The organism is Nocardiopsis sp. LDBS0036 (assembly GCF_041228755.1).
GTDB classification, from domain to species: domain Bacteria; phylum Actinomycetota; class Actinomycetes; order Streptosporangiales; family Streptosporangiaceae; genus Nocardiopsis; species Nocardiopsis dassonvillei.
This window is the reverse complement of the sequence record NZ_CP141103.1, coordinates 3574256-3600082: the sequence shown is the minus strand read 5'-3', so window position 1 is coordinate 3600082 and position 25827 is coordinate 3574256. Positions and strand designations below refer to the sequence as shown.

Below are 25827 nucleotides of genomic sequence, written 5' to 3'. Positions count from 1 at the left end.
CGTCCGCGCCCGTGGCGCCCGGGTCCACAAGTGTGTACTTTTGTACACACTACTGACCGCCACTCCACTGGGAGCCCTTCATGGGAACCGCCGTGGGCCGTCGGCGCCTCGCGCTGTGCGTCCTGTTCCTCCTGCCCGGGCTGGGGATCTCGTCCTGGGTCACGCGCACCCCCGCCATCCGCGACGCGCTGGGCGCCTCCACCGCCGAGATGGGGTTCGTCCTGTTCGGCCTCTCGATCGGTTCGATGATCGGCGTCCTCGGGTCGGGGGCGGTCGTCGCCCGCCTGGGCGCACGGCCGGTCATCGTGGCCGGGACCGCCGCGATGCTGGGGAGCCTGCCCGTCATCGGTCTGGGCGCGGGCCTGTCGACCGCCCTCGTCGTCGCGTTCGGCCTGTTCCTCTTCGGGCTGGGCATGGGCGCAGGGGAGATCGCCATGAACATCGAGGGAGCCGACGTCGAGCGGGTCATGGCCGAGCCGCTGCTGCCGCGCATGCACGGCTTCTTCAGCCTGGGAACCGTGATCGGCGCCCTCGTCGGCATGGCGCTCACCGCGGTCGGGTTCCCCGTGGCGTGGCACCTGGCGGCGATGGGCGTCCTGACCCTGGCGGTCGCGGCGGCGCTCTTCGGCTCCCTGCCCCCCGGCACCGGCAGGGCGCTCCCGCGCGCCTCCGGGCAGGAGGGCACGGGCGGCGGGCGCGCGCTGTGGAAGGACACGCGCCTGGTGCTGATCGGCCTCATCGTGCTCGCGATGGCCCTGGCCGAGGGCACCGCCAACGACTGGCTCCCGCTGATCATGGTCGACGGCCACGGCTTCGCCCCGGCCCTGGGGTCGATGGTCTACGCCGTCTTCGCCGCGTCGATGACGGTCGGGCGCTTCGCCGGGGGCTACTTCCTGGCGCGCTTCGGCAGGGCCCGCGTGCTCGGCGCGAGCGCGCTGGCCGGGGTGGCGGGCATGGGGCTGGTGGCCGGTGCGGACAGCCCGGCCCTGGCGGCGGCGGCCGTGGTCCTGTGGGGACTGGGCGCCTCGCTGGGCTTCCCCGTGGCACTGTCGGCGGCCGGGGACTCCGGGCCCGACTCCGCGGCCCGGGTCTCCCTGGTGGCGACGCTCGGCTACGTCGCGTTCCTGGTCGGGCCGCCCGTGCTCGGCCTGCTGGGAGAGGCGTACGGGTTGCGTACGGCCCTGGTCGTGCCCCTGCTCCTCGTGGCGTTCGCCGGGTTCCTCAGCCCGGCGGCCCGTCCGCGCCGGGCGGTGGGCGCGCGGGCCGAAGAGGACAGTGCTGGAGCCGGAGGGGGCGGTACGGAAGCCGAGGGGAGTGGTGCGGGGACCGATCGGGGCAGTGCGGAGACCGCAGGGAGCGGTACGGGAGCCGATCGGGACGGCGCGGGGACCGGGCAGGGCGGTGCGGAGGCAGAACGGGCCTGAGCCCGTTCCCGCCCCGCTCGCCGCCCGCGCGGCCTCACCCCGCTCGTTGCCCGCGCGGCCTCACCCCGCTCGTCGCCCGCGGGCCCTGAACCTCCCGGCGCGTCAGCGCGTGCCGAGGTAGTTGTTCGGGTCGAGCACGTACTTGCTGGCCGCACCCTCGTCGAAGGCCCGGTACCCCTCGGGGGCCTCCTCCAGCGGGATCGCCACGGCGTTGACCGCCTCGGCGATGCGCACCCGGTCGTGGAGGATCGCCTCCATCAGCTCCCGGTGGTACTTCATGACCGGGCACTGGCCGGTGAAGAAGGCGTGCGACTTCGACCAGCCCAACCCGATCCGGACCGACAGGGAGCCCTCCTTGGCGGCCTCGTCGGACGCGCCGGGGTCGCCGGTCACGTACAGGCCCGGGATCCCGATGGACCCTCCGGCCCTGGTCACGTCCATCGCGGTGTTGAGCACGCTGGCGGGCGCCTCCTTCGAGGCTCCCTCTCCCGTCCCGTGCGCCTCGAAGCCGACCGCGTCCACCGCGCAGTCCACCTCGGGGACGCCCAGGATCCGCTCGATCTGCCCGGCCAGGTCCCCCTCGGCCACGTTCACCGTCTCGCACCCGAAGCTGCGGGCCTGCGCCAGCCGCTCCTCCTTCATGTCCGCGACGATCACCACCGCCGCGCCGAGCAGTCGGGCCGACGCGGCGGCGGCCAGCCCGACGGGCCCGGCCCCCGCGACGTAGACGCTCGACCCCACGCCCACGCCCGCGGTGACGCAGCCGTGGTAGCCGGTCGGGAAGATGTCCGAGAGCATCGTCAGGTCCAGGATCTTCTCCAACGCCTGGTCGCGGTCGGGGAACACGAGGAGGTTCCAGTCCGCGTAGGGCACGAGCGCGTACCTGGCCTGCCCGCCGACCCAGCCGCCCATGTCGACGTAGCCGTAGGCCGAGCCCGGCCGGTCCGGGTTCACGTTCAGGCAGATCTCCGTGCGCCGCGCCTTGCAGTTGCGGCAGCGCCCGCAGGAGATGTTGAACGGGACCGAGACGAGGTCGCCGACCTTGACGAACTCCACGCCGGGTCCGGTCTCGACCACCTCGCCGGTGATCTCGTGGCCCAGGACCAGCCCTTCCGGCGCGGTGGTGCGCCCCCGCACCATGTGCTGGTCGCTTCCGCAGATGTTGGTGGCGACGACCTTCAGGATCGCCCCGTGCGGCACCTTGCGTCCGACGTTCGCCGGGTTGACCCCGGGGCCGTCCTTGATGACGAACTCGGGGTAGTCGACGTCCTCGACCTCGACCCGGCCCGCTCCCCTGTACACCACACCCCTGTTGCCGGTCATGTCCTTCCCACCTCTCCGCCCCCGGGAGGGGGCACTTTCCCCTGTGGTTTCCGGTCGGGGCGGGCGGTAACCGGGCGCCGGACCGCATCCGGACTTCTTTGCCGGATCGGGGTGCGCAGTCAGCGCGGGGGAGGGGGTCGTCGGCCGGCAGAGCGGCGGCCGGGGCGGCGATTCGTCCGCACCGGCGTATCCGAGTAGGCCGGGCGGTATCTGAACCGGTACCATTTCCCAGGGACGCAGCCGGGACCACGGTCGCGGCAGCCCGCCAGCGTAGCTCAATTGGCAGAGCAATCGCCTTGTAAGCGATAGGTTAGGGGTTCAAGTCCCCTCGCTGGCTCTCACACGTTCTGACCTGGGGAGATGTCCGGTCAGCCGCGTCGCCGGGGCGGCCTGCCCGCCCCGAGAGCGATCGCCTACACGCAGACCTCCGTCCGTCCGAGGACGGGCGCGACGGCGCCCCCCTCGTGTCGTACACCGGCGCCGTGCTCCGGTTCGCCACCGATCACCTGCTGACAGGCGATCAACCCACGGGCATCCATGTCCGCTTCGACAACGACGCTGACAAGAGCGCTGACATGCTCCAGGAGCTGGCGCCCGCCCCCGTGCGTCCGGCGGACGGGCCCGCTTCCGGCGCGCTGGCGCGCACCGCCCCCGCCGAGATTCGCGCCCTGCTATGGACGGCCGTACCTTCCCCGAGCACCGCATCACGGCGTCGCGGAGCTGACGGGGGCCCGCCCGAGGAGGACGCTCAGCCTCCTTCGAGCTCCCGGCGCACGGTGGCGGCGATGCGGGTGAGCGCGGTCCCGAGGTGGCGGCGCTGGGCCGCGCTGAGCGGATCGAACACAAGCCGCTTCACCTGCGCGACGTGTTCCGGTGCGCTCTCGACGAGCTTCTGCCGACCGGCGCCGGTCAGGGTGGCGAGGGTGTACCGGCCGTCGCCGGGGTCGGACCGGCGCATGACCCAGTCACGTGCCTCGAACCGGTCCATCACCTTCGACAGGCGGGGCAGGGTGCTGTCGCAGAGCCGGGCCAGGTCGCTGAGCCGCATGGTGGCCTCGTCGGCCATGGACAACCGGGCCAGAACCCCGTACTCGAAGTTGGAGATACCCGCCTCCCGCTGCAGTTGGCGGTCGAGGGCCGCTGGGAGGGCGATGACGACCGTGAGCAGCGCCTGCCACAGGTCCTGCTGGTCGTCGTCGAGCCAGGGTTGAGTGTCCATGGGCTTCATCATACTTGCCCGGGCAACTCGGATCACTTGCCCAGGCAACTCAATATGGGCTACCTTTCACTTGCCAAGGCAAGTAAAAACACTTGCTTGGGCAAGTGAAGGAGCTGGTTCTGATGACCACCGAGAGCAGCCTGGGTCCCCCCTCGCCGACGCGCGCACCGGCCGCGGCGTACGACGACCTCCTCGCCCGGGTCCTGCCGCAGGCGCGCGGCCAGCGGGTGTGGACCCCCTCCGGCGGGCCCATGCCCAGCCTCTTCGTCAGCCACGGCGCACCGTTCACCCTCGACGATCCGCAGTGGCTCGGCGACCTCTTCGACTGGGCCCAGTCGATGCCCAAACCCCGGGCCATCGTCGTCGTCTCGGCCCACTGGGAACAGGCACCGGTCGCGATATCCGGAGCCGCGGCGGGCGTCCCGCTCCACTACGACTTCAGCGGCTTCCACCCCCGCTACAAGACCCTGCCCTACGCGACCCCGGACGCCACCGACCTGGCCCGGCGGCTCACGGGCCTGCTGGGCACGACACCGGTACACGAGTTCGCCGACCGCGGCCTCGACCACGGCGCCTTCATCCCGCTCATGGCCATGTACCCCGCCGCCGACGTCCCGGTCGTGCAGCTGTCGATGCCCGGCCTGGACCCCGGCGCCCTGCTCGAACTCGGATCACGCCTGCGGCCCCTGCGAGAAGAAGGCGTCCTCGTCCTCGGCTCGGGCTTCATGACGCACAGTTTCGCCGTCTTCCGCCAGCCGGAGCTCGTCGCCGCCACCGCGGCCTTCGACGCATGGGCCGTCGACGCCCTCTCCCGGGGCGACGCCGACGCCCTCGTCGACTACCGCGTCAAGGCACCCGGCGCCGCGGTCGCCCATCCGACGGCCGATCACTTCGTCCCTCTGCTGTGCGCCGTCGGTGCCGCCGACGACCCCGGCAGCGCCGTGAGCGCCATCGACCGCATGGTGATGGGCAACTCCACCCGGTCGGTGCGCCTGACCTGAGCGCCCCCGACGCGCTCCACCCTCACCCCCGTTCGCCCGTCCCCGGGCGACGACGTTCAACACACCCTGGAGGAAAGTGTCATGAAGGCAGTCCGTTTCCACGAGTTCGGCGGCAGCGAGGTCCTGCGCCACGAGGACGTCGACCGTCCGGTCCCCGGCCCCGGGCAGGTGCTGGTGCGGGTGGCGGCCACGTCGTTCAACCCGGTCGACGACCACATCCGCGCCGGCATCCTGGCCGAGATGATCCCGATGACCCTCCCGTACGTGCCGGGGATCGACCTGGCGGGCACCGTCGCCGAACTCGGCGCGGACGTGACGGGCCTGGAGGTCGGCGACCGGGTCGTGGCGATGCTGCCCCTCGACTCCGCCGGCGGGGCCGCCGAGTACGCCCTCGCCCCTGCCGGGTCCCTGGCCCCGGCGCCCCGGACGATCGAGCTGGTCGACGCCGCGGCGCTGCCGCTGACCGGCCTGGCGGCCTGGCAGACGGCCTTCGAACTCGCCGAGCTCAAGCCCGGCCAGAGCGTCCTGGTCAACGGGGCGGGGGGCGCGGTGGGCAGCCTGGTGGTGCAGCTCGCGGTCGACGCCGGAGCGCACGTGACCGCGGTGGACGCGCCGCAGCACGCCGACCGCCTTCGGAGCTACGGCGCGGACCGGGTCGTCGGCCCCCTCGACCTCGCCGCGGGCCCGGCCGCCGCGGGTGGTCCGTTCCAGGTCGTGGTGAACCACGTGCGCCTCTCCCCGGAGGAGCTCGCGCGGCTGACGGACTACGTGGCCGACGGCGGGGTCGCCGCCAGCACTGCCGGCCCGGTTCCCGAGGACCCCGACCGGAAGGTGCGCAGCGCGAGCCTGTGGGTCCGCAGCGACGGGACCCAGCTGGCCGACCTCGTCGCCAAGGTGGACGCCGGGAGGCTCCGGCTCCACGTCGCCGCGCACCGCCCGATGGCCGAGCTGGCCGCCGTGCACGAGGACGCGGCCACCGGGCGACTGCCCGGTAAGACCGTCGTGCTCGTTCGCTGACCTCACCCGACCGGGCCGCCCGCCGTTCGCTCCCGCCGGCGGGCGGCCCGGAAGTCCGGCGGCGGCCGCACCCGCACGCCGCACCGGCCGAAGCGGGCCAGCGCGCGCAGGAGCTGCGCCGGGAGCCGGAGTCGTCGACTGGTTGCGACAGACCTCCCGGGGGTGCTGCTGCGCCAGGGCACCAGCCGCGGGGCTGTCGAGCAGCAGTGGGCGCGCGCGAGCTCTGAGCTGGTCCAGGTGCCGGCCCAGCAGGAGCGGGCGCAGGCGGCGGCCGCGCGTGTGCAGCAAGAGGCGATCGAGGCCGACGTGGCCCAGGCCCGTGCCGAGCAGGCGGAGATCGAGTGTGCTGCTCACGAGCAGCAGGTGCCGCGACCGAGCTGTGGATCTCGGGGGGACGCTGAGCGGCTTCCGCAGTGGGCGTTGGACCCAGCGGCTCACCGGGCAACGCAGGCCTCGCGGTCGGGGCCCCGGCCGGTGGCGGCTCGGTCCCAGAAGAGCAGAACCGCGCCCGCAGTGGCCTGGAGCCCGAAGGTCCAGAACGGAGTTGATTCCCCCTCGACGAATTGTGTACATGGGCCTACACTTTTTGTGTAGGGCTAGGGACACAATAGAGGGGCGGGATGGACACCCGAACGCAGTACCTGCCGTCGGACCGAGTCCGCGACACCCTGGGACGCCGCATGGCATGGGTGCACGACACCGGCGGCATCCTCGTCATCACCGACAGCGGGAATCCCGACGGAGCTTTGGTTCCACCCGGCCTCCTGGCCGAGGCCGGACTGGCACCTGTGAGAGGGCAGGGGGTGCGCGAAGCTCGCGCCCATTGGGGAGTGACCCGCACCCGTGCTGCCGTCGAGGGCCCCCAGGGGCTGACGCACCACAAGAACCTGCTGGCGGTGTTGGTGGACCAGACCACAGCAGCCGCCCTCATCCGCCGCCTGCCGGTGCTGGCGTTCACCGAACTCGACCTGACCGGCATCGCCCTGGCTGACGGCGAACTCATCGCGCCCGGAGAGTACGCGGCACATGACGGAAAGACCCTGCGCGTCCGCGCCCCCCGACAAGAGGAGACGACCGTGGACAACACCACCCTGAACGACCCGGAAACCCCCGAGGTAGTGATCTTCGAGACCCTTCGAGGGACCGCCAACCGCGCCGCAGCCGCATACATGCGGGCGGCTGAAGCCGCCACCACCCCCGAGGCCAAGGAGGACGCGAAGCAGCAGATGAAACGAACCTGGAGGATCAAGAGCAATTACGACCTGAGCCGCGGCGAAATGATCGCCTTGATTCAGCAACTCCAGGGAGAGATCGACCAGTTGCGGGAGGCCTGAGCGATGCCGCCCCCTTACGAGGTGCGCCCGGAGCGTCTCCAGTAGACGTGGCTACGCGGCGCCAGCCACGGGCGAGAACAGGGTGCCCTTGTCAGCGCATCGCCCATTCGCCGCTCTCGGAAATTCGGTCGTGGTTCGGCCAAGGCGGACGCTGACAGCACCTGACGCTCCCGCTGTCAGCACTCCCGCCAACGCTGTCATCCCTGGCCGGAGCCTGTTTCCGGTGCTGTCAGCGGACAGCCGCTGAGAAGAGTCCGCCCGCCCCACCCCCGCATCCGCGCGCCTCGTGTCAGCTCCCCGCCAGCACCCCGCCCACCTTCCGCTCGCCGACCGTGAGCCCTCCGTGCGCCCGCCGTCAGCCGGGCTTCCTTTCCTGGTCCGCGTCATCACCGACACGGCCCGCGAAGGGAACAGACCCATGACGACCGAACCGCTCAACCGCGCCGAGAGGGAGTTCCAGCTCCTCGACCTCGATGTCGCCGACCTCGCGGCGCAGCTCGTCCCCGCCACCGACACCCCTCCCACCACCCCGGTCGAGCTGCGCGCCGCACTCCTGGACCGCACCACCGACCGCCGCTCGCGCGACGACGTCTGGCGGAACCTGGTCGTGCGCGCACAGGACCGCGAGGAGTGGATGGTCGCCGCGATCGGCTTCGCCATGCCCGCGCTGCGCACCTGCGCCCGCCGCCTGTGCCGGGGCCTGGACCCGCGCACCGTCGAGGAGGTGGAGGAGGAGCTCCTCGCGGGCTTCGTCCACGCCGTCCGTGAGGCCGACACCGCCTGGCACCGCCTGCACTGGGCGCTGCGCTGCCGCGCCCAGCGCGCGGGCCTTCGGGCCCGGACCGCCGCGCTGCGTCAGCCGCTCCTCATGGCCGAACCGCCCGTCACCGCCATCGTCCCCACCGGAACGCCGGACACGGTCCTCTGCCGGGCTGCCCGCCACGACGTGATCACCCCGGACGAGGCCGAGATCATCGGCCGCACCCGCCTGGAGGGCGTCTCCCTGGCCACGGTCGCCCGGGAGTGGGGTGTGCCGTACTGGCGGACGGGTGTGTGGGGTGCTGTCAGTGGTGGTCCAGGACGTTGACCACCCGGCCGTTGGGGTCGCGGACGAAGAACCGTCGCACGCCCCACTCCTCGTCCTGCAGAGGGTGGATGATCTCCGCGCCGCTGTCCCGCACGGCCGCGTAGGCCGCGTCCACGTCGTCCACCTCGACACTCATGTCGGGGACGACCAGGCCGGTCTTGTCATCGGTCACGAAGCTGACCTGTGCGGCCGGAGAGGACGGGGAGGCGAGCGTCATGATCCAACCGTGGTTCATGACCTCCTCGAAGCCCAGCAGGCCGTAGAACTCCCGGCTCTCCCGCAGCGCCTCCGACCGAATGTCGGGCACCACGCGGCGAACGGCCATCGACGACTCCAGGTGGGAACGAACCTGCCTCCGGGACGCTCCCACAGGTACTACGGTGCAACCACCGCCGCAAGCGCTTTTCCGTGACGGCCGGGGCGGGGGACGCTCCGCCCCTCCGGACCACGCACGCGCGGAGGCGAAGCCGACCGGCCGGGGTCACGGGGTACCGGACATCACGCGTTCGATCTGGGCGGGTGGTGGTTCCTCCGCGGTGCGTAGGGGACCGCGGGCGACCGGGCCGGAACCGAAGCGGATCCAGGCCAGCTCCCGCGCCCGGCGCCGGTCGAGTGCGAGCAGGCTGCGCGCGCCCGGCGCGAACGCCCTCGGCCCGCGCCGGGTGGCCGCGCGCAGCCGCCGCCAGCGCCGCGAGTGCGTCCGGTGGCTGCGCGCGGTCACCCGCCGGCCCCGGGCGGCCTGCCCGCTCCGGGCCTCCTGCGGGGTGGCGTCGATCATCAGCACGTGGACCTCGTACCGGCGCAGTCGGCAGAGCAGGGCGAGCAGCACGCGGACCGAGCGCCGGGTCCCGCACTCGTGCACCACCACGGGGCCGCCGCGCAGCGCCGCGGCCACCCGGGCCAGGTGCAGTACGTGCACCACCCAGCGCCACAGCGGGTAGGGGGCGCGGCCGAGCAGCGCCCGGAGCCGGTAGCGCGACTGCAGCGAGTCGATCACCCGCACACCGTCCGCGGCGATTACGGTCCGGTCCTCGTCCCCGCGCAGACCGAACAGCCGCCGCAGCAGCGTGCTCTTGCCGGCGCCGGGCACCCCGGTGACCACCACCAGGGAGCGTCGGGGGTAGACCGCCCCGCGCACCCTCGCGTCGTTCACCGAGGGTGCGTACCGCACCAGACCCTGGGACATCTTCGGTAGCTCCTCAAAGCCGACCTGGGCGCCGGTGGGGTGCGGCTCCACAGCGGCCGCGTCACCGACGTCATGGCGCTGCTGTGCACTTACCTGAGAGGTTGGTGCCGCGGAGGGCGGGAGGACCGCCGATCGCGTTGTCGGACCGCTGGTGATTGTAGTGATGCCGCCACCTCGGAACGCCTCCGGTTCCTCTCGTCGGCCGGGTTGCCGCCGCGGGCCGGGCGGAAGCGGTCGTCCACGGTGTCGCACAGGTAGGAATCCCCCCGTGTTCAGGTGTACCCCGCGGCGCTCGCGGGACGCCCGTCGGGACCCCTTCGCGGGCTCACCGGGGTGTGCCCGTCGGACCCGCGAGGCCCCCGCCCGCGGGTCGGCCTCCCGATTCGATCAGCGGCGTGAGCCCGTCCAGCAGGTGTTTCATGCCGAGTTCGAAGATCGCGTGCACGTCGGTCGGCCCCGAGACGCTGAACGTCAGGGGGAACCCGCCCTGCTCGGCGATCCGCAGGAACTCCTCGCCCCGGGACCTCCACCAGTGCTCGGCGTCCATCCCGGACTCGTACCCCTCCACTACCGCGCGCGTGCCCTGGAGGGCCATGCCGGAGGTGTAGGCGGACACGAAGGTGAGGATCGCCATGGCCTCGTCCGGCGAGCGCCCCTGGCCGGTGATCACCCGCATCATCCACTCGGCGTTCTGCACCAGCCCGGGCGACTGGACCGCTCCGGCGAGCGGGGTCAACTGGACGGCCCAGGGGTGTGCCCGGTAGATGCCCCACTCCGTCAGCAGCGCCAGTTCGAGCGCCTCGCGCCAGTCTGCGGGCGGCGGGTCGGGCAGGGCGTGCTCGGTGTAGACCTGGTCGATCATCGCCGTCACCAGTGCGTCCTTGTTCGCGACGTGGCGGTACAGGGCCATGGTGCTCACCCCCAGCTGGGTGGCGACCCTGCGCATGGACAGGCCGTCGATCCCCTCGGCGTCGGCGATGGTGATCGCGGCCCGCACGATGGCCTCCCGGGCGAGGCCGCCGGTCTCGGCGGCCGGACGGTGGCTTTCCGGGTCTTCCGTCCGCGCCGGACGCGGGCGTTCCCGCTGCCGCTGGGGCTTCTGCGGCTCCGGTGCGGAGGCGGGTGCGCCGCGCACGAGGGTGCCCACTCCGCGCACCGCCTCGACCAGGCCCTCCTGGCGCAGGGCGGCCAGCGCCTTGGTGGCGGTGGCCATGGCCACCCCCCACTCGCGCATGATCTCCCGGGTGGAGGGCACCCGTTCGCCCGGTCGCAGCTCACCGGAGCCGATGCGCGCGCGGATGTCGGTGACGACCCGCGCGTAGGGCGGCAGTTCCTTTTTTCCGGTCGTGGACACCACTGACCCCTTCCGCTCCTGTCGCGCTACTCCGAGTGTACTAGTGCACGGCGGGGTCCAGGCTGCCTCGTCGAAGGCGCTGGGGTGACCCGGGGGAGCCCCTTTCGATCCCTGGTGCACTAGGCATGTGCACTAGTGCTGTTGGTCTTAAATCTGCACTTTGAAGGGTTTGCGACAGGGGGTGTGCTGTGTATACGTTGTACGCGCAGTGCGTCGCTCCGACGTGCGTCCCGGTGCGCGCCTCGGCGCGTACGCCGTCCATCGGAGCCCACGGCCCTTTCGGAGGCCACCATGTCCCACACGTCCACCCCGGAGCCCCGCACGGCTCCGGCCCCCGACCACCCGCTCCCGCTCGACCGCCGCTCCCTGGCCCCGGACCTGGCCCGCGGCGTCATGCTGCTGTTCATCGCGCTCGCCCACACGCACCTGTTCACCGTGTTCATCGGCGGCCCGCAGGGCGCTCCCAACCCCGCCGACCAGCTCACCACCGCGGCCACGGTCATGTTCGTCGACCTGCGCAGCTACCCCATGTTCGCTGCCCTGTTCGGGTACGGCCTGGCCCGGATCCACCGCCGCCGCGGCCAACAGGGGCAGGACTGGCCCCGGACCCGCGGCCTGCTGCGCCGACGCGGCCTGTGGATGGTCGCCTTCGGTCTGGCGCACACGGTGCTGCTCTTCCCCGCCGACATCCTGGCCGTCTACGGCCTGGTGACGCTGGCCCTGGTGGGCGTCCTGCGGTTGCGCGACCGGACCCTGGTGATCCTGGCGGCGGCCTGGCTGCCCGTGGCCGCGGCCGTGCACGCCCTGATCGCCGCCGAGGACACCGTGACAGGACAGGGCATGCCGCTGATGCCCGACGGGTTCGCGGACGAACTCCTCTTCCGGGTGACCCTGTTCTCGGTCCTGGCCGTGGTGATGTTCGCCAGCACGCTCGTCCCGTTCCTGATCGGTGTCCTCGCGGCCCGGCACCGGATCCTGGAGCGGCCCCACGAGCACCTGCGGCTGCTGCGCGCCACCGCGTTCGCGGGCATCCCCCTGGCGGCGCTGGGCGGCCTCCCCCTGGCCCTGGACAAGGCGGAGGTGTGGACCGGCGCCACGACCGGGGACCTCGTCGCCGCCACGGCACTGCACCAGGTGAGCGGCTACGCGGGCGCGCTGGGCTACGCCGCGCTCATCGCCCTGGTCGCGGTCCGCCTCACGGGCCGAGAGGGGCCGGTGACCGACGCCCTGGCCGCGCTCGGACAGCGCTCCATGACCTTCTACCTGGCCCAGTCCGTGGCCTGGGCCGTGCTGTTCTCCTCCTACACGCTCGACCTGCACATGACGTCGCCCGCCGTCGGCGCGGGCGTCGCGGTGGCCGTGTGGCTGGCCACGGTGCTGCTCGCCGACCTCATGCGCCGCCGGGGCGTGCGCGGACCCGCCGAGGTGGCGCTGCGCCGCCTCACCTACGGGTCGCGCTGAACTGTCCGGCCCTCCCGGGCGGGGCCGGTCGGCGGATTCCTCCTCCGACCGGCCCCGCGGCGGTGTCGACGGCTCCGGAAGACGGCTCGCCGAAAGGAGGCCACCGGTACAGGTTCCGCGTGCGCGCGTGCGACGGGCGTGCCTCAGTCAGAACGCCCGGAACCGACCCGCTCCTCCTGCCCGACCTCGTTCACCGCCGAGCTGGGAACGCCGAAGATCCTGTCGAACGCCCAGTTGTAGGCGAAGGTGTAGAACGGGATGTAGACGATGAACACCAGGTCCAGCACGAACGCCTGCAACAGCGTGATCTCCAGCCACCACGCGATGAGCGGGATCAGGAAGCACACCAGGGTCAGCTGAAAGCCCACCGCGTGCAGGACGCGCCGGCGCACGGTGCGCGTGCGGTCGCGCTGGCGCCGCTCCCACGCCTCGAACAGGTAGTTGAAGACCAGGTTCCACACCGTCGCCACACAGGTGATCATGAGCGCCAGGGGTCCGGTGGTGGCCGGTGACTCGCCCGTCAGCAGGGACATCACCGCGGTGCCCACCGCGAGCCCCAGGATCTCGTATCCGCCCACGTAGACCAGCTTGCGCTTCACACCTTGCACAGCACACACACTCCCGTTCCGTCGGTCAACGGGGGAAGACGTTATATTCAGGACTACTGAACAGAAAAGTCAGGTCCCTTCAGAAAAGCTGACAATTGTATGGCTCTCTCCAGCGACGGCATCGAGCTGTTCCTGGCCGTGGTCGACCACGGCTCCTTCTCCGGCGCGGCCCGCGCGCTGCGCCGGGTGCCCTCCGCCGTGAGCATGGGCATCGCCAACATCGAGGCCGAACTCGGCTACCCCCTGTTCGACCGGTCGCGCCGCGAGGCGGTGCCCACCCCGCGGGCCCTGGCCCTGGTGCCCCATGCACGGTCCGTCGCCAGCAGACTGCGGCTGTTGCAGGTCCACGCCGTGGAGCTGTCGCGGGACCTGGAGAGCACGCTCACCGTCGCCGTGGCCGCCGGTGTTCCGGACCGGGACCTGCTGGACGCCCTGGCCCGGGTCGGCGACCGCTACCCCCTGCTGCGCGTGAACCTGCTCCGGGCGCCCCAGGACGGGGTCCGGGAGATGCTGCACCGGGAGCGGGCCGACCTGGCGCTGCTGGCCGCGGCCCCGGACGTGGACCGGGAGGAGGTCTTCACCAACGTGACCGACGAGGTCTTCGTGGCGGTGGTCTCGGCCACCGCGGACACCCCCGGCCTGCCCGCCGACCTGCGGCGCCTGGAGGACCTCGGCGCCAGCCGCCAGATCGTGGTCGCCGGTCCCGACGACGCGGTCGCCGATCGTCGGCTCCTGGTCTCCGACGCCCGGTGGCACGTGGACTCGGTGGAGGCCGCGCTGGGGCTCGTGGAACGCGGCGCGGGATGGGCCAACCTGCCCCTGGGGGAGGTGCGGCAGGCGGTCGCGGCCGGGAGGGTGAGGGTGCTGGAGTTCGTCAACCTCAAGAACGGGTTGGCGATGCCGGTGCACCTGGTGTGGCTGCGCAGGAGGCCGCTGCGCCGGGCCGCCGGGGAGGTCGTCGCGCTGATGAGCCGCGACCACCGCTGACCGGCCGGAAGCGGGGTCCGGCACGGGGAACGGGAACCGCCTCCAGCGCGTGGTCGGGGAGCGCTTCGCCGAGCCCTCGGGCGGGGCGGACGGATTCGATGCCAGCGGGCCGTGACCGCGACGGGCCGGGCTTCCCCGCCGATCCCCGCCGAGCTTCCGGCGTCCGCGGGCGGGAAGTTCAGTCAGCGGCGGCCGGTGAGGGAACCCTCCTCGGTCTCGTCGCCCTCGGCGGAGGCGATGACGTCGTCGAGCAGCTCCCGGGAACGCCGCAGGTCCGCGATCATCCGGTCGATGCGCTCGCGCTCGGTCCTCAGCTCGCGGACCAGGTGGGCGTCGGCCGTGGCCGCTGGCCCGCCGTCGGCGTCGCGCATGCACGGCAGCAGCGTCACGATCTTGGCGCTGCACAGCCCCGCCGCGTACAGCTCCTGGATCCGCACCACCCGGTCCACCGCGGCCTCGGCGTACTCGCGGTGCCCGCCCGGGGTGCGCTCGGAGGCCAACAGGCCCTGCTGCTCGTAGTAGCGCAGCGAACGCGGGCTCACCCCGCTGCGCCGGGCCAGCTCACCGATGCGCATGACGCACCTCACGTTCCTCGCGCTTGAATCTGACATTGGTGTCAACTCCTACGGTATCCGCATGAACGCCAAGGAAACAGCCTCCCCGCTTCTCAGCCCCGCGCGCCTCGCCGGCACCGACCTGCCCAACCGGCTCGTGATCGCCCCCATGACCCGCAACCGCGCCGAGCCCTCGGGTACCCCGAGCGAGCTCATGGCCGAGTACTACGCCCAGCGGGCCTCGGCCGGTCTGATCATCGCCGAGGCCTCCACGCCCAGCAGGGTCGGGCGCACCTACCCCGACATCGCCGCCCTGTACCGCCCCGAGCACACCGAGGGCTGGCGGCGGGTCAACCGACGCGTGGCCGAGGCGGGCGGGCGCATGTTCGCCCAGATCCAGCACGGCGGCCGTGTCGGCCACCCCGACACCAGCGGCCTGACCCCGCTGGCGCCCTCACCGATCGCCCTGCCCGGGACCATCCACACCCCCGGCGGACGCCAGCCCGCGGTGACGCCCCGGCAGATGGGCCGGGACGACATCGCCACCACCGTCGCCGACTTCGCCTCCGCCGCCCGCCGGGCCGTGGAGGCCGGGTTCCTGGGCGTGGAGGTGCACGCCGCCAACGGCTACCTCCTCCACCAGTTCCTGACCCCGGGCACCAACCGGCGCCGGGACGCCTACGGCGGCGCTCCCGAGAACCGGATGCGCTTCGTCCTGGAGGTGGTCCAAGCCGTCGTCGCGGAGGTCGGTCCCGACCGCGTCGGCGTGCGCGTCTCCCCGGGCAACACCGCCAACGGCATCGCGGAGACCGACGAGGACATCGCCGCCCTCTACCCGGAACTGACCACCCGCCTGGACGCGTTGGGGCCCGTGTACCTGCACGTGGCCTTCGCCGACCCCGACAGTTCCGTGTGGAAGCGGATCCGCTCACGCTGGTCGCGCACCCTGATCGGCAACCCGGTGCTGCCCGGCGGGGAGATTCCCGCGGACGGCGGTCGGGACGCCGCCGAGCGCATGCTCCGGGCCGGGGCCGACCTGGTCGCCCTGGGCCGGCCCTTCCTGGCCAACCCCGACCTGGTCGAGCGCATCCGCACCGGGGCGCCGGTCAACCCGGTGCGCGACAGGTACCTGATGTACGTGGGCGGGGCCACCGGCTACACGGACTACCCGGCACTGGGCGGCTGATCCTGTCCCCGGCCGTCCCCGTGTCCGGCTGTCCCGCGCCCGACTGGCCCGGTGCCCAGTCGCCCGACCGCCCGGCTCCGCGACGGTGACGGACCTTGGCGGGGCGGCCGTCGGGCCTGTGCGCCCGTCACCGGTCGCCTGGTCGGGTCACGGACTCCGTCGGCGCATGACATCCGTCATGCCCGTCCCGTGCGGAGTGCGCGGAAAACCCGTGACCGGTGACACTCAGTGACAGAACTGCTCCGGCCTAGGTTCGGGAGCATGAACCCCAACGACGACCGTCACCACGCCTGGTCGGCCCCTCCGCCGACCGACGCCTTCCTTCCCGCTCCGGACGCGGACCCGTCAGCCGGTCCGTCCGGGCACCGTTCGCGCCGCCGGGGCCCGCGTCCCGTCCCGCCGGGGGTGGAGTACCACCGCATGCTCGCCGGGGACAAGCGCCGCGTCCTGCGCGGCGTCCTCGCGATCGTGCTCCTGCTCGTGGGGCTGTTCGCCATCAGCTACGCCTTCGCCGAGGCCTCCGCGTTCATGGACGGGCAGATGGGCAGGACCAACCCGGCGGCGGGCGGCACCGACTACACGCCGGTCTACCACGCCTCGGGCATGCTCGGACTCGCCATGCTCATCCCGTTGAGCATGCTCATCCAGCGGCTGCTCTACGGAGTCAGGGGGGCCTCCCAGCACTCGGTGCTCTCGCGCTTCCGATTCGGAGTGCTCGGCCGGGCGCTGCTGTTCATCGGCCCCTTCTGGCTGATCGCCGTCACCGTCATGAACGTCTGGACACCCCCCGTTCAGAAGGACTGGCCCCTCGCCGATCTGGTCGCCATGTTCGTCCTCACCCTGCTGCTGGTCCCCCTCCAGGCGGCCGGTGAGGAGTACGGCCTGCGCGGGCTGGCCTTCCAGGTCGCCGGGAGCTGGAGCCGCGGGCCGCGGGTGGGACTGGTCCTCGCCGTCGTCGTCTCCAGCCTGCTGTTCACGACCATCCACGGCGCGGGTGACCCGTGGATCAACATCTGGTACTTCCTGCTCTCCCTCAGCCTGGCCGTCATCACCTGGCGCACCGGCGGGATCGAGATCCCGATCGTCATCCACGGGCTGCTCAACACGCTCACCTTCCTCATCTGCATCGTCCTGCAGATCGACCTCGGCGCCTCCGTCATGGACCGGTCGGCGGGCACCGGGTCGCCCATCATGCTCGTGCCCGCCGTCACCGCCGTCGTGATCGCGCTCGTGGTGTTCCTGCGTACGCGCCGGACGGGACCGGCCCTGACCCCCGGGCCCTTGCGAACCCAGCCGGACACGCGGTCCGCCCGGGTCCAGCCGGACGCGCGGCCCGGGTGGGTCCCAACCGTGAGGTGAGGAGTGGCCGGTCAGTCCCCGAGGAGGCGTTCGACGAGGAACCTCCAGCCGTCGATCAGGGGGTTGGGGGCGTCCGGCTCCGGAGGAGGGGCGGCGACCTCGTCCGTCGACATGTACAGCACGAGAGGACCCTCCAACGCGGCGGTCAGCTGCACGGAGAGGCCGTACACCCGGTCCGCGGGCAGACCGGCCAGGCCCAGGAGCATGCGGATGTGGGGCTGGGTCATACCGACAGCGCCCGCCGGTACCGGCAGGGAGCGGTCCACGGCGGCCCGGGCGATCGCGTGGTGCTCCAGCAGGAAGGGGATGCGGGCGCACCCGTAGGCGACCAGGCGCTCGGCGGGGTCGGCGCCCGGTCCCAGCGGCGGCGGTCCGGACAGCACCTGTTCCTGGAAGCGGTGCTCGGCGTCTTCGAGCAGGGCCACGAAGATGCCCGCGCGACTGCCGAAGCGGCGGAAGACGGTGCCCTTGCCCAGCCCCGCGCGTTCGGCGAGGCCGTCCATGGTCACCTGCCGTGTTCCGTGTTCGGCGATCATCGCGCGGGCTGTCTCCAGCAGGCGTTCGCGGTTGCGCGCGGCGTCCGCGCGTTCGCCGCGCTCCTTCCCGAAGGGCACCAGGGGCGAAGTCACACGGACAATCTACCTCGGGAACACTAAGCGGGGTAAAGTCCGTTTATAGTGGTGCGAGGGTCACCCGGACAGCTGGACCGTCCGGCCGTGTGGCCGTGCTCCGCATACCGCGAACCCGAACACCCTTGGGGGAAGAGCCCGATGAACCTGTTCCGTCTGGACGCCAGCATCCTGCCGACCGTCTCCTGCAGCGCCGAGATCGCCGACCGGGTCGAGGCCGAATGGGCCGCCGCCCACCCGCGGGGCGCCGTCAACCGCCGCCACCTGGGCACCGACCCGCTGCCCGCCGACGCCTGGGCCCTGGCCACCATCGGCGCCGGAACGGACGAGGCCGACCGCACGCCCGAACAGGTCCGGGCTCTGGCCCTGGCGGCCGAACTGGCCGCCGAACTCCAGGAGGCCGACGCGGTGGTCCTGGCCGTGCCGCTGTACAACTTCGGCGTCTCCCAGCACTTCAAGGCCTGGGCCGACCTGGTCATCGCGGGCGCGGGCGCCACCACCCCGCTGCTGAAGGACACCCCCACCGTGCTGGCCACCACCCTGGGCGGCGGCTACGGCCCCGGCACCCCCCGCGAGGGCTGGGACCACTCCACCCCCTACCTGGAGCGCGTCGTCGGCGACATCTGGCAGGCGGACCTGACCCTCATCAAGCGCGAACTCACCCTGGCCGCGACCACGCCGGGCATGGAGTCCCTCAAGGACCTCGCCCAGCAGGAGCACGACCGGGCCCTGGTCAGCGCCAGCGAGGCCGGTCGGGCGCTCGCCGCGCGCTGAGGGCCCCGGTCATCACCGACCGCCCCGACACCGAGCCCGCCCGGGGCCGCCGACCACGTGATCCGTGTTCTCGGCGGCCCCGGGCGGCGTTCGTCCGGGTTCCTGAGGTGTGCTGGGGCTCCCGCCGGGACTAACCCCGGGTGCCGTCGGAACGGCGCAGTCCCAGGCGGCCGCGGGTGCAGACCGCGAGGAGCACCGCGAGCAGGGCGACCATGGCGACCTCGGGCGCGCTCGCCGGGTCGCCCACGGCCACGGCCTTGACGCCCGAGACGACGTTGATCGCGGCGTGGGTGACGATCGCGGCGACCACGCCGCCGCGGGCGGAGTTGAAGACGTGGCCGAGGACCACCGTGAACCCGACGCAGAGCAGGGCGTAGGCGGGGAAGTACATCTGCGCCTGGAGCGTGCCGGGCATGGCGAACAGGGGGGCGTGCCACATCGCCCAGACCGCGCCGAGCAGCACGTTCGCGGCCAGCGGGGAGAGCACGCCCTGGAGGCGGGGCAGCGCGAAGCCCCGCCAGCCCAGCTCCTCGTTGCCGCCGCCGACCAGCGCGATGACCAGGAACTGGACGGGCAGGGTCGGCAGCGCCGCCCACAGCTGGGCCTCGTCCAGGGTCGACTGGCCCAGGTACACCTGGATCGCGGCGGAGCCCGCGAGGGCCAGGACCACCAGCACGGTGATCAGATAGGGCATGACGCCGCCCCTGCGCCGGAGGGAGTGGCGCCGGAAGAGCGCGCCCACGCCCTTGCGGCCCTGGGTGGCCGCGGTGACGACGGCCGCGGCCACCATCGGCCCGAAGCTGCCGACGATCACGGCGGGCATCGGGTCGGCGCCGCCGAGCAGGCGCGTGCCGAGCCACCAGGCGGTCCAGGAGAAGGCGAAGGCGATCACGAGGAAGGCGGTGAGGCCGCGGGGGTCGGCGACCGTCGTGCGGGACCGGTCGGGGGCCTCGGCGTGGAACTCGGAGGGGACGGAGGTCTGGGGGCTCGTGAGGGAGCTGTCGGTAGCCATGCCGAGAAACATACACTGTTGGATAGAAACCTACAACGTAGGATTCCCAGTATCCTGTTGGACATGGCAACCTCAGGATCCGACCAGCAGTTCGACAGCGTCTTCCACCGCCCGCAGCGCCGACGCCGGTCCCAGCCCGCCCTCAGCCGCGAACGCATCGTCGCCGCGACCATCGACCTGCTCGACCGCGAGGGGGCGTCCTCGCTGACCATGCGCAAGGTCGCCGCCGAACTCGGGGTGCACGCCACCAGCCTGTACTGGTACGTGGAACGCCGGGAGGACCTGGTGGACCTGGCCGTGGACGAGATCCTGGCCGGGGCCGCCTCCGTGCCGCCGCCCCCGGACGCCCCCTGGGACGAGGCGCTCAAGGAGACCGCCCTGCGGTTCTACGCGGCCCTGACCGCGCACACCTGGGCGGCCGAGTTCGCGGGCTCCCGGCCGCTGATCGGCCCGAACGCCGTCGCCCTGTCGAGGCGCATCATCGAGGCGCTGGGGGAGTACGGCGGGGGCGGGGAGGCGCAGGCGGTCGCCATCCGGGCGGTGTCGAACCAGATCCTCGGCGCGGCCACCTCCGCCGTCGCCATGCGCGCGATGAAGTCCGACCGCGAACAGGAGCACGAGGAGGCCGTCGCCGCCGCGGTCTCGGAGGCGGACGCCCTGGCCGTGGAGAACACCTACTTCGACCAGACGCTGGACCTGATCCTGGCGGGCATCAGGGCGCGGCGCGGGTCCTAGCGCGGTGGCCGCGAACGGTCGCCGGGCCGGCCACGCGGCCCGGGACCGAGGGCGCCCCCGACGTGCTGTTCACTCCGTACCCGGGCACGTCCCCGACGCCGCGCGGCCGGCGCGGCCGGACGCCGGCCGTTCGCGTCGGGCCGCCGCGGACACGCGTGCGGCTTCCGCCCTCGCCCCTCCCGCCGCCCGGGCTAGGATTCGGCTCCGGGCCGCCGGAATCCTTGGAGAAGACGGATGAGTGACGTGGGCATCGGCACCGGCAGAGTGGTCGTGAACAGGGCGATGTCACTGGACGGCTTCATCGCCGGTCCCGGCCACGCGATGGACTGGATCTCGGAGTACCTGACCGCGGACGCGGTCCCGGAGGTCATGGCGGCCACGGGCGCCATGCTCGTCGGCCGCGGCACCTACGAGGTCGCCAAACGCATGCCCGACCAGGGCACCGCCTACGACGGGGGACCGCAGTTCGTCCTCACCCACGAGCCCCCCGAAGAGCCGGACCCCACCGTCACCTTCCTCACCTGCGGACTCGAAGAGGCCGTCGCCACGGCACGCGGTGCCGCGGGCGACAGGAACCTGGAGATCCTCGGCGCGGACGTGGCCGCCCAGTGCCTGCGGCGCGGGCTCGTCGACGAGATCCTGGTGTACGTCCTGCCGGTGCTGCTCGGCGACGGCGTCCGCTTCACGCCCCCGGGCCTCGGCAGGATCGATCTGGAGCCTTTCGGCAACACCCAGTCCGGCGCCGTCACGACGCTGCGCTTCCGCGTGCGGAAGTAGGCGCGGCTCTTCGACAGCTGGGCCCTGTTCCGGGTTCGGGCTCCCGTGCGCGCCCCGCACGGTGGTGACCGAACGGCCCCGCGCTCGTCACGGAGGAGGGGCGTGTTCCCCGGCACCGGCGCGGGGCGGTGCGCGGGGTTGCACCTTCCGTAGCGGCATGTGGTCTGGTGGACCCACGTCCCGGTCCCCTGAGGAAAGCCACCCTGCTCATGCCCCTGTCCTTCACGCCGCCCCGCCGGGTCAAGATCGGCGACGCGGCGGCCTTCGTCGGCAGCACGCCGCGGGCGATCCGCCACTACCACGAGATCGGCCTGCTCCCCGAGCCCGAGCGGGGCGTCGACGGCCGCCGCCGCTACGGGTACGAGGACATGATCCGCCTGCTGTGGATCCGCAGGATGGCCGACGCCGGGATCGCCCTGGACGACATCCGCGACTCCTTCACCACCGGCACGGCTTCCGCCGACGCCGACGCCGACGCCGACGCCGACGCCGACGCCGACGCCGACGGCGCAGACGGTATCGCGGGCATCCTGGAGCGGTTGGAGGAGAGCCTCGCCGATCAGGAGGCGGAACTGCGGCGGCAGCGGGCCGCCGTGCGGCGGATGCGCACCGAAGGCAGCCGTATGGGCCTGCTCTCCGACTTCGTCACCCAGCGCCTCAAGAGCCTGCCCGAGGGCTCCCTGCGCCAGGCGGACCTGGACGATCTGCTGGTCACCGAGCGGGTCTTCGGCCCGCTCGGCGCGGCCGTCCGGGCCGGCCGCTTCATCGCCCTGGCCACGCGTCCCGCTCTGCGGGAGGAGTCCGACCGCCTCGATGACGCCGAGGAGGCGCTCGACGACAGCGTCGCCGTCGATGATCCGCGGGTGGCCCGGGTGGCCGCCGAACGGCACGCCTTCGAAAGCACCCTGCACGCCGTCATCGAGGAGTCGGGCCTGGGGGAGGAGGACGACGCCCTCTTCGACGCCTGGGACGCTCTGCACCCCGCTCCCGCCGATGACGAGGCCGACCCCGGCTCCGGCAGTCGGGAGCCGGGCTCCATGAGCGCGTTCGAAGCCTTCGGCAAGATGCCCTACGACTTCTCCCCGGCCCGGCAGCGCTGTATGGAACTGGCCGGGGAACTGTCCGCCCGGGACTCACCCGCCGCCTGAGGCACGGCCCGGACGCCGGTCCGGGGGTGGAGAGGGCCCGCGACCGCGCCCGGCAAGGGGCCCACCGGTTCTGAGCCGCCCGCCGGGACCGGGGGAACGCGGCCCGCCCGGGCCCGGCGGCGGCGTCGCGGACGCCGTGCGATCCGCCGGACCGGGCGGGCCCACCGGCCTCCGCGCCGCTAGGCGCGGATGTTGACGTCCACGCAGGCGTAGAAGGCGTTACCGGTGTCGGCGACGTTCCACCTGGCCAGCAGCGTGTGCCGTCCGCTGTACCCCGACAGGTCCACGGTGTGGCTGAACGACCACGGCGGACGGGCGCCGTGGTCGTTGAACACGGCCACACGGTGGTTGCCGATGAAGTACTCCCAGGTGGAGGTGGAGTGCGCGGCCGTGATGGTCCACTCGAAGGTCTGGACGCGGCCGACGTCGGTCACCCGCCAGCCCCGGCTGTTGTCGTTCAGCTCGGCGAAGCGGCCGACGCCGCCGTTGCACTGCATGAGCCCCTTGGGGCCCTCCACGCTCTGCGGCTCCCACTGGATGCCGCCGCACTGGACGATGCCCGCGGCGCACTGGGCCTGGCGGCTCATCGGGTTGGAGATGTAGCCGTGGGCGTTGGCCGTGCCCGCGGGCATGAGGCCGAGGAACAGGGTGGTGGCGGCGGCCAGCGCCGCCGCGGTGCGGAGCCGGTGCCGGTTGCGGGGGCGGGGGGTGTCGGACTTGCGGTTCAGCATGTGCGGGTCCTTCGGTCATGGATCGCGCCCCGGCGCGCAGGGCCGGGACGGTAGCGGGAATCCGTCGGGGGAGACCCGGGCCGGTACCTGCCCGGGGCGAAGGCGAGCGCTCGTGACTGCGGGGGAGGGCCGCGGGCGTCGAGTCCCTGGGGACGCGGCGTCCGGAGTCCCTCTGGAACAGGGGTTTCCCGCTAGGGGAAGCCGGTAAGCGGACCGTGACGAGGAGTCGGGTCTCCCGGCCGCGGCCGGGTGCGGGGGCCGACCGGACCGGCCGCAGGACCGGTCGGGGCCGTTCGGCGGGCGGTACGGGAGGGGCCGCCGAACACGGGGGGACGGGAGCTGGAAGGACCCGGCCCCGCCGCGTGTGTGGTCCGCACCGGCCGGAGGTGGACCAATCCCGGTGCGGCGGGGAGGCGGCATTAGACCTCACCTGGAGGCCACTGTTTCCTTCCCTCTCCTTGCCCGGAACCGGGTCCGCCCACGGGTTTCGGCACCGCGTTCGACTCGGTTCCCGGGCCCGCCCGCCGCACCCGGCCTGCGCTCCGACCGCCGCCGACGCCCCCGGCCAGCCGTCCGCGCGCCGCCGCGCCCGCGCCACGCCGCCGTTGGTGGGGTGCCCGCCCACGGACGGACGATCCGTGAAGATGGCGCCGTGGAATGTCTGAATCCCGTAATCCGGTGATCCGCGTCCCGTCGGCACCGCCCCCGGGGAGCCACTTCCGGTACCGCACGAACGAGAGGTGAAACGGTGGCCACCGACGGAGGGCAGCACCGTCCGGACCGCGAACCGGAGCCGGAAGCCGAGCCGGAGCCGGAAACCGGACCGGAGACCCCCGAGGAGGCGGAGCGCGGTCCGAGCCGCCTCAAACCGGTCGTGTTCTACGGCTCGTCCGCGCTGATCGTCGCGCTCTCGGTCTGGGCGATCGTCGCGCCCACGCACGCCGGGAACACCATCGGCGCCGTCGTGACGTGGATCACCGAGGTGTTCGGCTGGTACTACTTCCTCGCCACCACCCTCTACCTCGGGTTCGTGGTGGTCATCGCGCTCTCCCGCTACGGCAGGGTCAAGCTCGGCCCCCAGCACTCCAAGCCCGACTACGGGGTGTTCGCCTGGGCGGCCATGCTGTTCGCGGCGGGCATCGGCATCGACCTGCTGTTCTTCTCCGTCTCCGGGCCGGTCAGCCACTACCTGGCGCCGCCCGAGGGCGACGCGCAGACCGTCGAGGCGGCGCGGCAGGCCGTGGTGTGGACGCTCTTCCACTACGGCGTGACCGGGTGGGCGATGTACGCGCTGATGGGCATGGCCCTGGGCTACTTCTCCTTCCGCTACCACCTGCCCCTGGCCATCCGCTCGGCCCTGTACCCGCTGATCGGCAGGCGCATCCACGGCCCGGTCGGCGACGCGGTCGACCTGGCGGCCGTCATCGGCACGATCTTCGGCATCTCCGTGTCGCTCGGCATCGGCGTCGTGCAGCTCAACTACGGGCTCAACTTCCTCTTCGGCGTCCCCGAGGGCGTCGCGGCCCAGCTCGGCCTGATCATCGTCGCCGTGCTCGTGGCCACGATGTCGGCGGTGGCGGGCGTGGACCGGGGCATCCGGCGGCTGTCCGAGATCAACGTCGTGCTCGCCGTCGTCCTGATGCTGTACGTGCTGGTCTTCGAGGACCCCCTCTACCTGCTCAACGCCCTCGTCCTCAACATCGGCGACTACCTCAGCCGCTTCCCCTCCATGACGCTGAACACCTTCGCCTACGACCCGCCGACCGACTGGCTCAACGCCTGGACGCTGTTCTTCTGGGCCTGGTGGATCGCCTGGGCTCCGTTCGTGGGGATGTTCCTCGCCCGGATCTCGCGCGGACGCACCATCCGGCAGTTCGTGGCGGCGACGCTGGTGGTCCCCCTCCTGTTCACGCTGACCTTCCTGTCCTTCTTCGGCAACAGCGCGCTGAGCGTCGTGCGCGAGGGCGGCGCCGCGTTCGGCGAGACCACCATGAACCACCCCGAACAGGGCTTCTACGCGCTGCTCGCGCAGTACCCGGGCGTCCTGTTCAGCGCCGGGCTGGCCACGGTCGTCGGACTGCTCTTCTACGTCACCTCCGCCGACTCCGGCGCGCTGGTGATGGGCAACCTCAGCTCCCACCTGCCGACGCCGCTCACCGACGCCGCCCCGTGGCTGCGCGTCTTCTGGTCGGCGGCCACCGGCCTGCTCACCCTCGCCATGCTCCTGGTCGGCGGGGTGGACACGCTGACCAGCGCGACCATCATCATGGGCCTGCCGTTCTCGTTCGTGATGTTCGTGATCATGTGGGGCCTGTTCAAGGCGCTGCGGGTCGAGAAGTTCCGCAAGGACGCCTTCCGGACCACCCTGTCCTCGTCGCTGTCGGACCGGACCGCGGCCGACCGGCGGGGGCCCGAACGCAACTGGCGGCAGCGGATCAAGCGGGCGGTGAGCTTCCCCGGCAGGCGGGCGGCCGAGCGGTTCGTCCGCGACGTGTGCCGCCCGGCGTTCCGGGACGTCGCCGAGGAGCTGCGCGAACACGGCGCGGAGGCGTCGGTGAGCGAGGGGGTGGACGAGGCCGTCGGCATCGCCTACCTGGAGCTGCGGGCGCCGATGGGCGAGGAGGAGGAGTTCAGCTACCGGGTGTGGCCGATGGAGGTGCCCACCCCCGCGTTCGCCATGCGCTCGCTCGCCGAGCACGACACCTACGTGCGCTTCGAGGTCTACCTCACCGAGGGCAGCCAGGGCTACGACGTGATGGGCTACACCAAGGAGCAGCTCATCGGCAACATCCTCGACGAGTACGAGCGGCACCTGGAGTTCCTGCGGCTGCACCGGGAGGCGACCTCGGGCTCCGCGCTTCCCGACCACGGGCCGGGCACCGCCGACGTCCAGGACACCGAGGAGCGCTGAGAGCGTTCGC

24 protein-coding genes and 1 tRNA gene are annotated in these 25827 nt (G+C 72.5%); 15 read left to right on the top strand and 10 right to left on the bottom strand.

Annotation, left to right across the window (positions count from 1 at the left end; genetic code table 11):
• Positions 1-80 precede the first annotated feature (80 nt).
• Positions 81-1424 carry an MFS transporter gene (locus UIS43_RS15170; protein WP_358453805.1) on the top strand — a complete coding sequence of 448 codons (1344 nt, stop codon included), beginning with the start codon at positions 81-83 and terminating at the stop codon, positions 1422-1424.
• A gap of 102 nt (positions 1425-1526) precedes the next feature.
• Here the strand turns inward: UIS43_RS15170 and fdhA are convergent, their stop codons facing one another.
• On the bottom strand, positions 1527-2747 hold the full coding sequence (fdhA, locus tag UIS43_RS15165) for a formaldehyde dehydrogenase, glutathione-independent (RefSeq protein ID WP_013155298.1): 1221 nt from the start codon (positions 2745-2747) through the stop codon (positions 1527-1529).
• Between the two features lie 264 nt (positions 2748-3011).
• Here fdhA and UIS43_RS15160 point away from each other — a divergent pair.
• Positions 3012-3084, top strand: a tRNA-Thr gene (locus tag UIS43_RS15160).
• Between the two features lie 411 nt (positions 3085-3495).
• On the opposite strand, the gene UIS43_RS15155 is transcribed toward UIS43_RS15160, so the two are convergent.
• Complete coding sequence (locus UIS43_RS15155) at positions 3496-3966, bottom strand: MarR family winged helix-turn-helix transcriptional regulator (protein WP_370010443.1); 471 nt, start codon at positions 3964-3966, stop codon at positions 3496-3498.
• 122 nt (positions 3967-4088) lie between these two features.
• Here UIS43_RS15155 and UIS43_RS15150 point away from each other — a divergent pair, with 122 nt between their 5' ends.
• The 4 genes from UIS43_RS15150 (at position 4089) to UIS43_RS15135 (ending at position 8405) form a co-directional block, all read left to right on the top strand.
• Entirely contained in the window at positions 4089-4967 is an 879-nt protein-coding gene (locus tag UIS43_RS15150; protein WP_370010441.1) for a class III extradiol ring-cleavage dioxygenase, read from the top strand.
• A gap of 81 nt (positions 4968-5048) precedes the next feature.
• A complete protein-coding gene (locus UIS43_RS15145) occupies positions 5049-5984 on the top strand; it encodes an NADP-dependent oxidoreductase (RefSeq protein ID WP_370010439.1) in 936 nt (311 codons plus the stop codon).
• 620 nt (positions 5985-6604) lie between these two features.
• Entirely contained in the window at positions 6605-7318 is a 714-nt protein-coding gene (locus UIS43_RS15140) for a hypothetical protein (protein WP_013155294.1), read from the top strand.
• 418 nt (positions 7319-7736) lie between these two features.
• Positions 7737-8405 carry a hypothetical protein gene (locus UIS43_RS15135; RefSeq protein WP_370010437.1) on the top strand — a complete coding sequence of 223 codons (669 nt, stop codon included), beginning with the start codon at positions 7737-7739 and terminating at the stop codon, positions 8403-8405.
• Here UIS43_RS15135 and UIS43_RS15130 read toward each other — a convergent pair.
• From UIS43_RS15130 to UIS43_RS15120, 3 genes are all read right to left on the bottom strand, one after another.
• The gene (locus UIS43_RS15130) at positions 8383-8730 is read right to left on the bottom strand and encodes a VOC family protein (protein WP_117199162.1); all 348 of its coding nucleotides are present in this window, start codon (positions 8728-8730) and stop codon (positions 8383-8385) included. The two genes, UIS43_RS15135 and UIS43_RS15130, sit on opposite strands and share 23 nt — an antisense overlap.
• A gap of 156 nt (positions 8731-8886) precedes the next feature.
• Complete coding sequence (locus tag UIS43_RS15125; protein WP_071622864.1) at positions 8887-9591, bottom strand: AAA family ATPase; 705 nt, start codon at positions 9589-9591, stop codon at positions 8887-8889.
• 325 nt (positions 9592-9916) lie between these two features.
• Complete coding sequence (locus UIS43_RS15120; RefSeq protein WP_370010434.1) at positions 9917-10948, bottom strand: GntR family transcriptional regulator; 1032 nt, start codon at positions 10946-10948, stop codon at positions 9917-9919.
• Between the two features lie 288 nt (positions 10949-11236).
• Here UIS43_RS15120 and UIS43_RS15115 point away from each other — a divergent pair, with 288 nt between their 5' ends.
• Complete coding sequence (locus UIS43_RS15115; RefSeq protein WP_370010432.1) at positions 11237-12406, top strand: DUF418 domain-containing protein; 1170 nt, start codon at positions 11237-11239, stop codon at positions 12404-12406.
• 143 nt (positions 12407-12549) lie between these two features.
• On the opposite strand, the gene UIS43_RS15110 is transcribed toward UIS43_RS15115, so the two are convergent.
• A complete protein-coding gene (locus UIS43_RS15110) occupies positions 12550-13005 on the bottom strand; it encodes a PACE efflux transporter (RefSeq protein ID WP_232238533.1) in 456 nt (151 codons plus the stop codon).
• A 108-nt stretch (positions 13006-13113) separates the two neighbouring features.
• Between UIS43_RS15110 and UIS43_RS15105 the strand changes: the two genes are divergently transcribed.
• Positions 13114-14001 carry a LysR family transcriptional regulator gene (locus UIS43_RS15105; protein ID WP_370010430.1) on the top strand — a complete coding sequence of 296 codons (888 nt, stop codon included), beginning with the start codon at positions 13114-13116 and terminating at the stop codon, positions 13999-14001.
• Positions 14002-14183: 182 nt separating this feature from the next.
• Here the strand turns inward: UIS43_RS15105 and UIS43_RS15100 are convergent, their stop codons facing one another.
• Entirely contained in the window at positions 14184-14576 is a 393-nt protein-coding gene (locus UIS43_RS15100) for a MerR family transcriptional regulator (protein ID WP_071622857.1), read from the bottom strand.
• Positions 14577-14637: 61 nt separating this feature from the next.
• On the opposite strand from UIS43_RS15100, the gene UIS43_RS15095 reads away from it, so the two are divergent.
• Together UIS43_RS15095 and UIS43_RS15090 are read left to right on the top strand one after the other, a co-directional pair.
• The gene (locus UIS43_RS15095) at positions 14638-15741 is read left to right on the top strand and encodes an alkene reductase (RefSeq protein ID WP_370010428.1); all 1104 of its coding nucleotides are present in this window, start codon (positions 14638-14640) and stop codon (positions 15739-15741) included.
• 261 nt (positions 15742-16002) lie between these two features.
• Positions 16003-17100 (top strand): lysostaphin resistance A-like protein, encoded by a 1098-nt coding sequence (locus UIS43_RS15090; protein WP_370010426.1) that lies wholly within the window; start codon positions 16003-16005, stop codon positions 17098-17100.
• An 11-nt stretch (positions 17101-17111) separates the two neighbouring features.
• Here the strand turns inward: UIS43_RS15090 and UIS43_RS15085 are convergent, their stop codons facing one another.
• The gene (locus UIS43_RS15085; RefSeq protein ID WP_013155283.1) at positions 17112-17729 is read right to left on the bottom strand and encodes a TetR/AcrR family transcriptional regulator; all 618 of its coding nucleotides are present in this window, start codon (positions 17727-17729) and stop codon (positions 17112-17114) included.
• Between the two features lie 141 nt (positions 17730-17870).
• Here UIS43_RS15085 and UIS43_RS15080 point away from each other — a divergent pair, with 141 nt between their 5' ends.
• Positions 17871-18503 carry an NAD(P)H-dependent oxidoreductase gene (locus UIS43_RS15080; protein WP_013155282.1) on the top strand — a complete coding sequence of 211 codons (633 nt, stop codon included), beginning with the start codon at positions 17871-17873 and terminating at the stop codon, positions 18501-18503.
• A 130-nt stretch (positions 18504-18633) separates the two neighbouring features.
• On the opposite strand, the gene UIS43_RS15075 is transcribed toward UIS43_RS15080, so the two are convergent.
• Positions 18634-19527: a CPBP family intramembrane glutamic endopeptidase gene (locus tag UIS43_RS15075; RefSeq protein ID WP_370010424.1), complete on the bottom strand. Its 894-nt coding sequence runs from the start codon at positions 19525-19527 to the stop codon at positions 18634-18636.
• Between the two features lie 51 nt (positions 19528-19578).
• Between UIS43_RS15075 and UIS43_RS15070 the strand changes: the two genes are divergently transcribed.
• The 3 genes from UIS43_RS15070 to UIS43_RS15060 all read left to right on the top strand — a co-directional run bounded on the left by UIS43_RS15070 (position 19579) and on the right by UIS43_RS15060 (position 22175).
• Positions 19579-20250, top strand: coding sequence for a TetR/AcrR family transcriptional regulator C-terminal domain-containing protein (locus tag UIS43_RS15070; protein ID WP_013155280.1), 672 nt, complete (start codon positions 19579-19581; stop codon positions 20248-20250).
• A 234-nt stretch (positions 20251-20484) separates the two neighbouring features.
• Positions 20485-21027 carry a dihydrofolate reductase family protein gene (locus UIS43_RS15065; protein ID WP_071622850.1) on the top strand — a complete coding sequence of 181 codons (543 nt, stop codon included), beginning with the start codon at positions 20485-20487 and terminating at the stop codon, positions 21025-21027.
• A 209-nt stretch (positions 21028-21236) separates the two neighbouring features.
• Entirely contained in the window at positions 21237-22175 is a 939-nt protein-coding gene (locus UIS43_RS15060) for a MerR family transcriptional regulator (RefSeq protein ID WP_370013252.1), read from the top strand.
• 179 nt (positions 22176-22354) lie between these two features.
• Here UIS43_RS15060 and UIS43_RS15055 read toward each other — a convergent pair whose 3' ends face one another.
• Positions 22355-22906, bottom strand: coding sequence for a lytic polysaccharide monooxygenase auxiliary activity family 9 protein (locus UIS43_RS15055; RefSeq protein WP_013155277.1), 552 nt, complete (start codon positions 22904-22906; stop codon positions 22355-22357).
• Between the two features lie 748 nt (positions 22907-23654).
• Here UIS43_RS15055 and betT point away from each other — a divergent pair.
• Positions 23655-25817, top strand: coding sequence for a choline BCCT transporter BetT (gene betT / locus UIS43_RS15050; RefSeq protein WP_370010421.1), 2163 nt, complete (start codon positions 23655-23657; stop codon positions 25815-25817).
• Positions 25818-25827 lie beyond the last annotated feature (10 nt).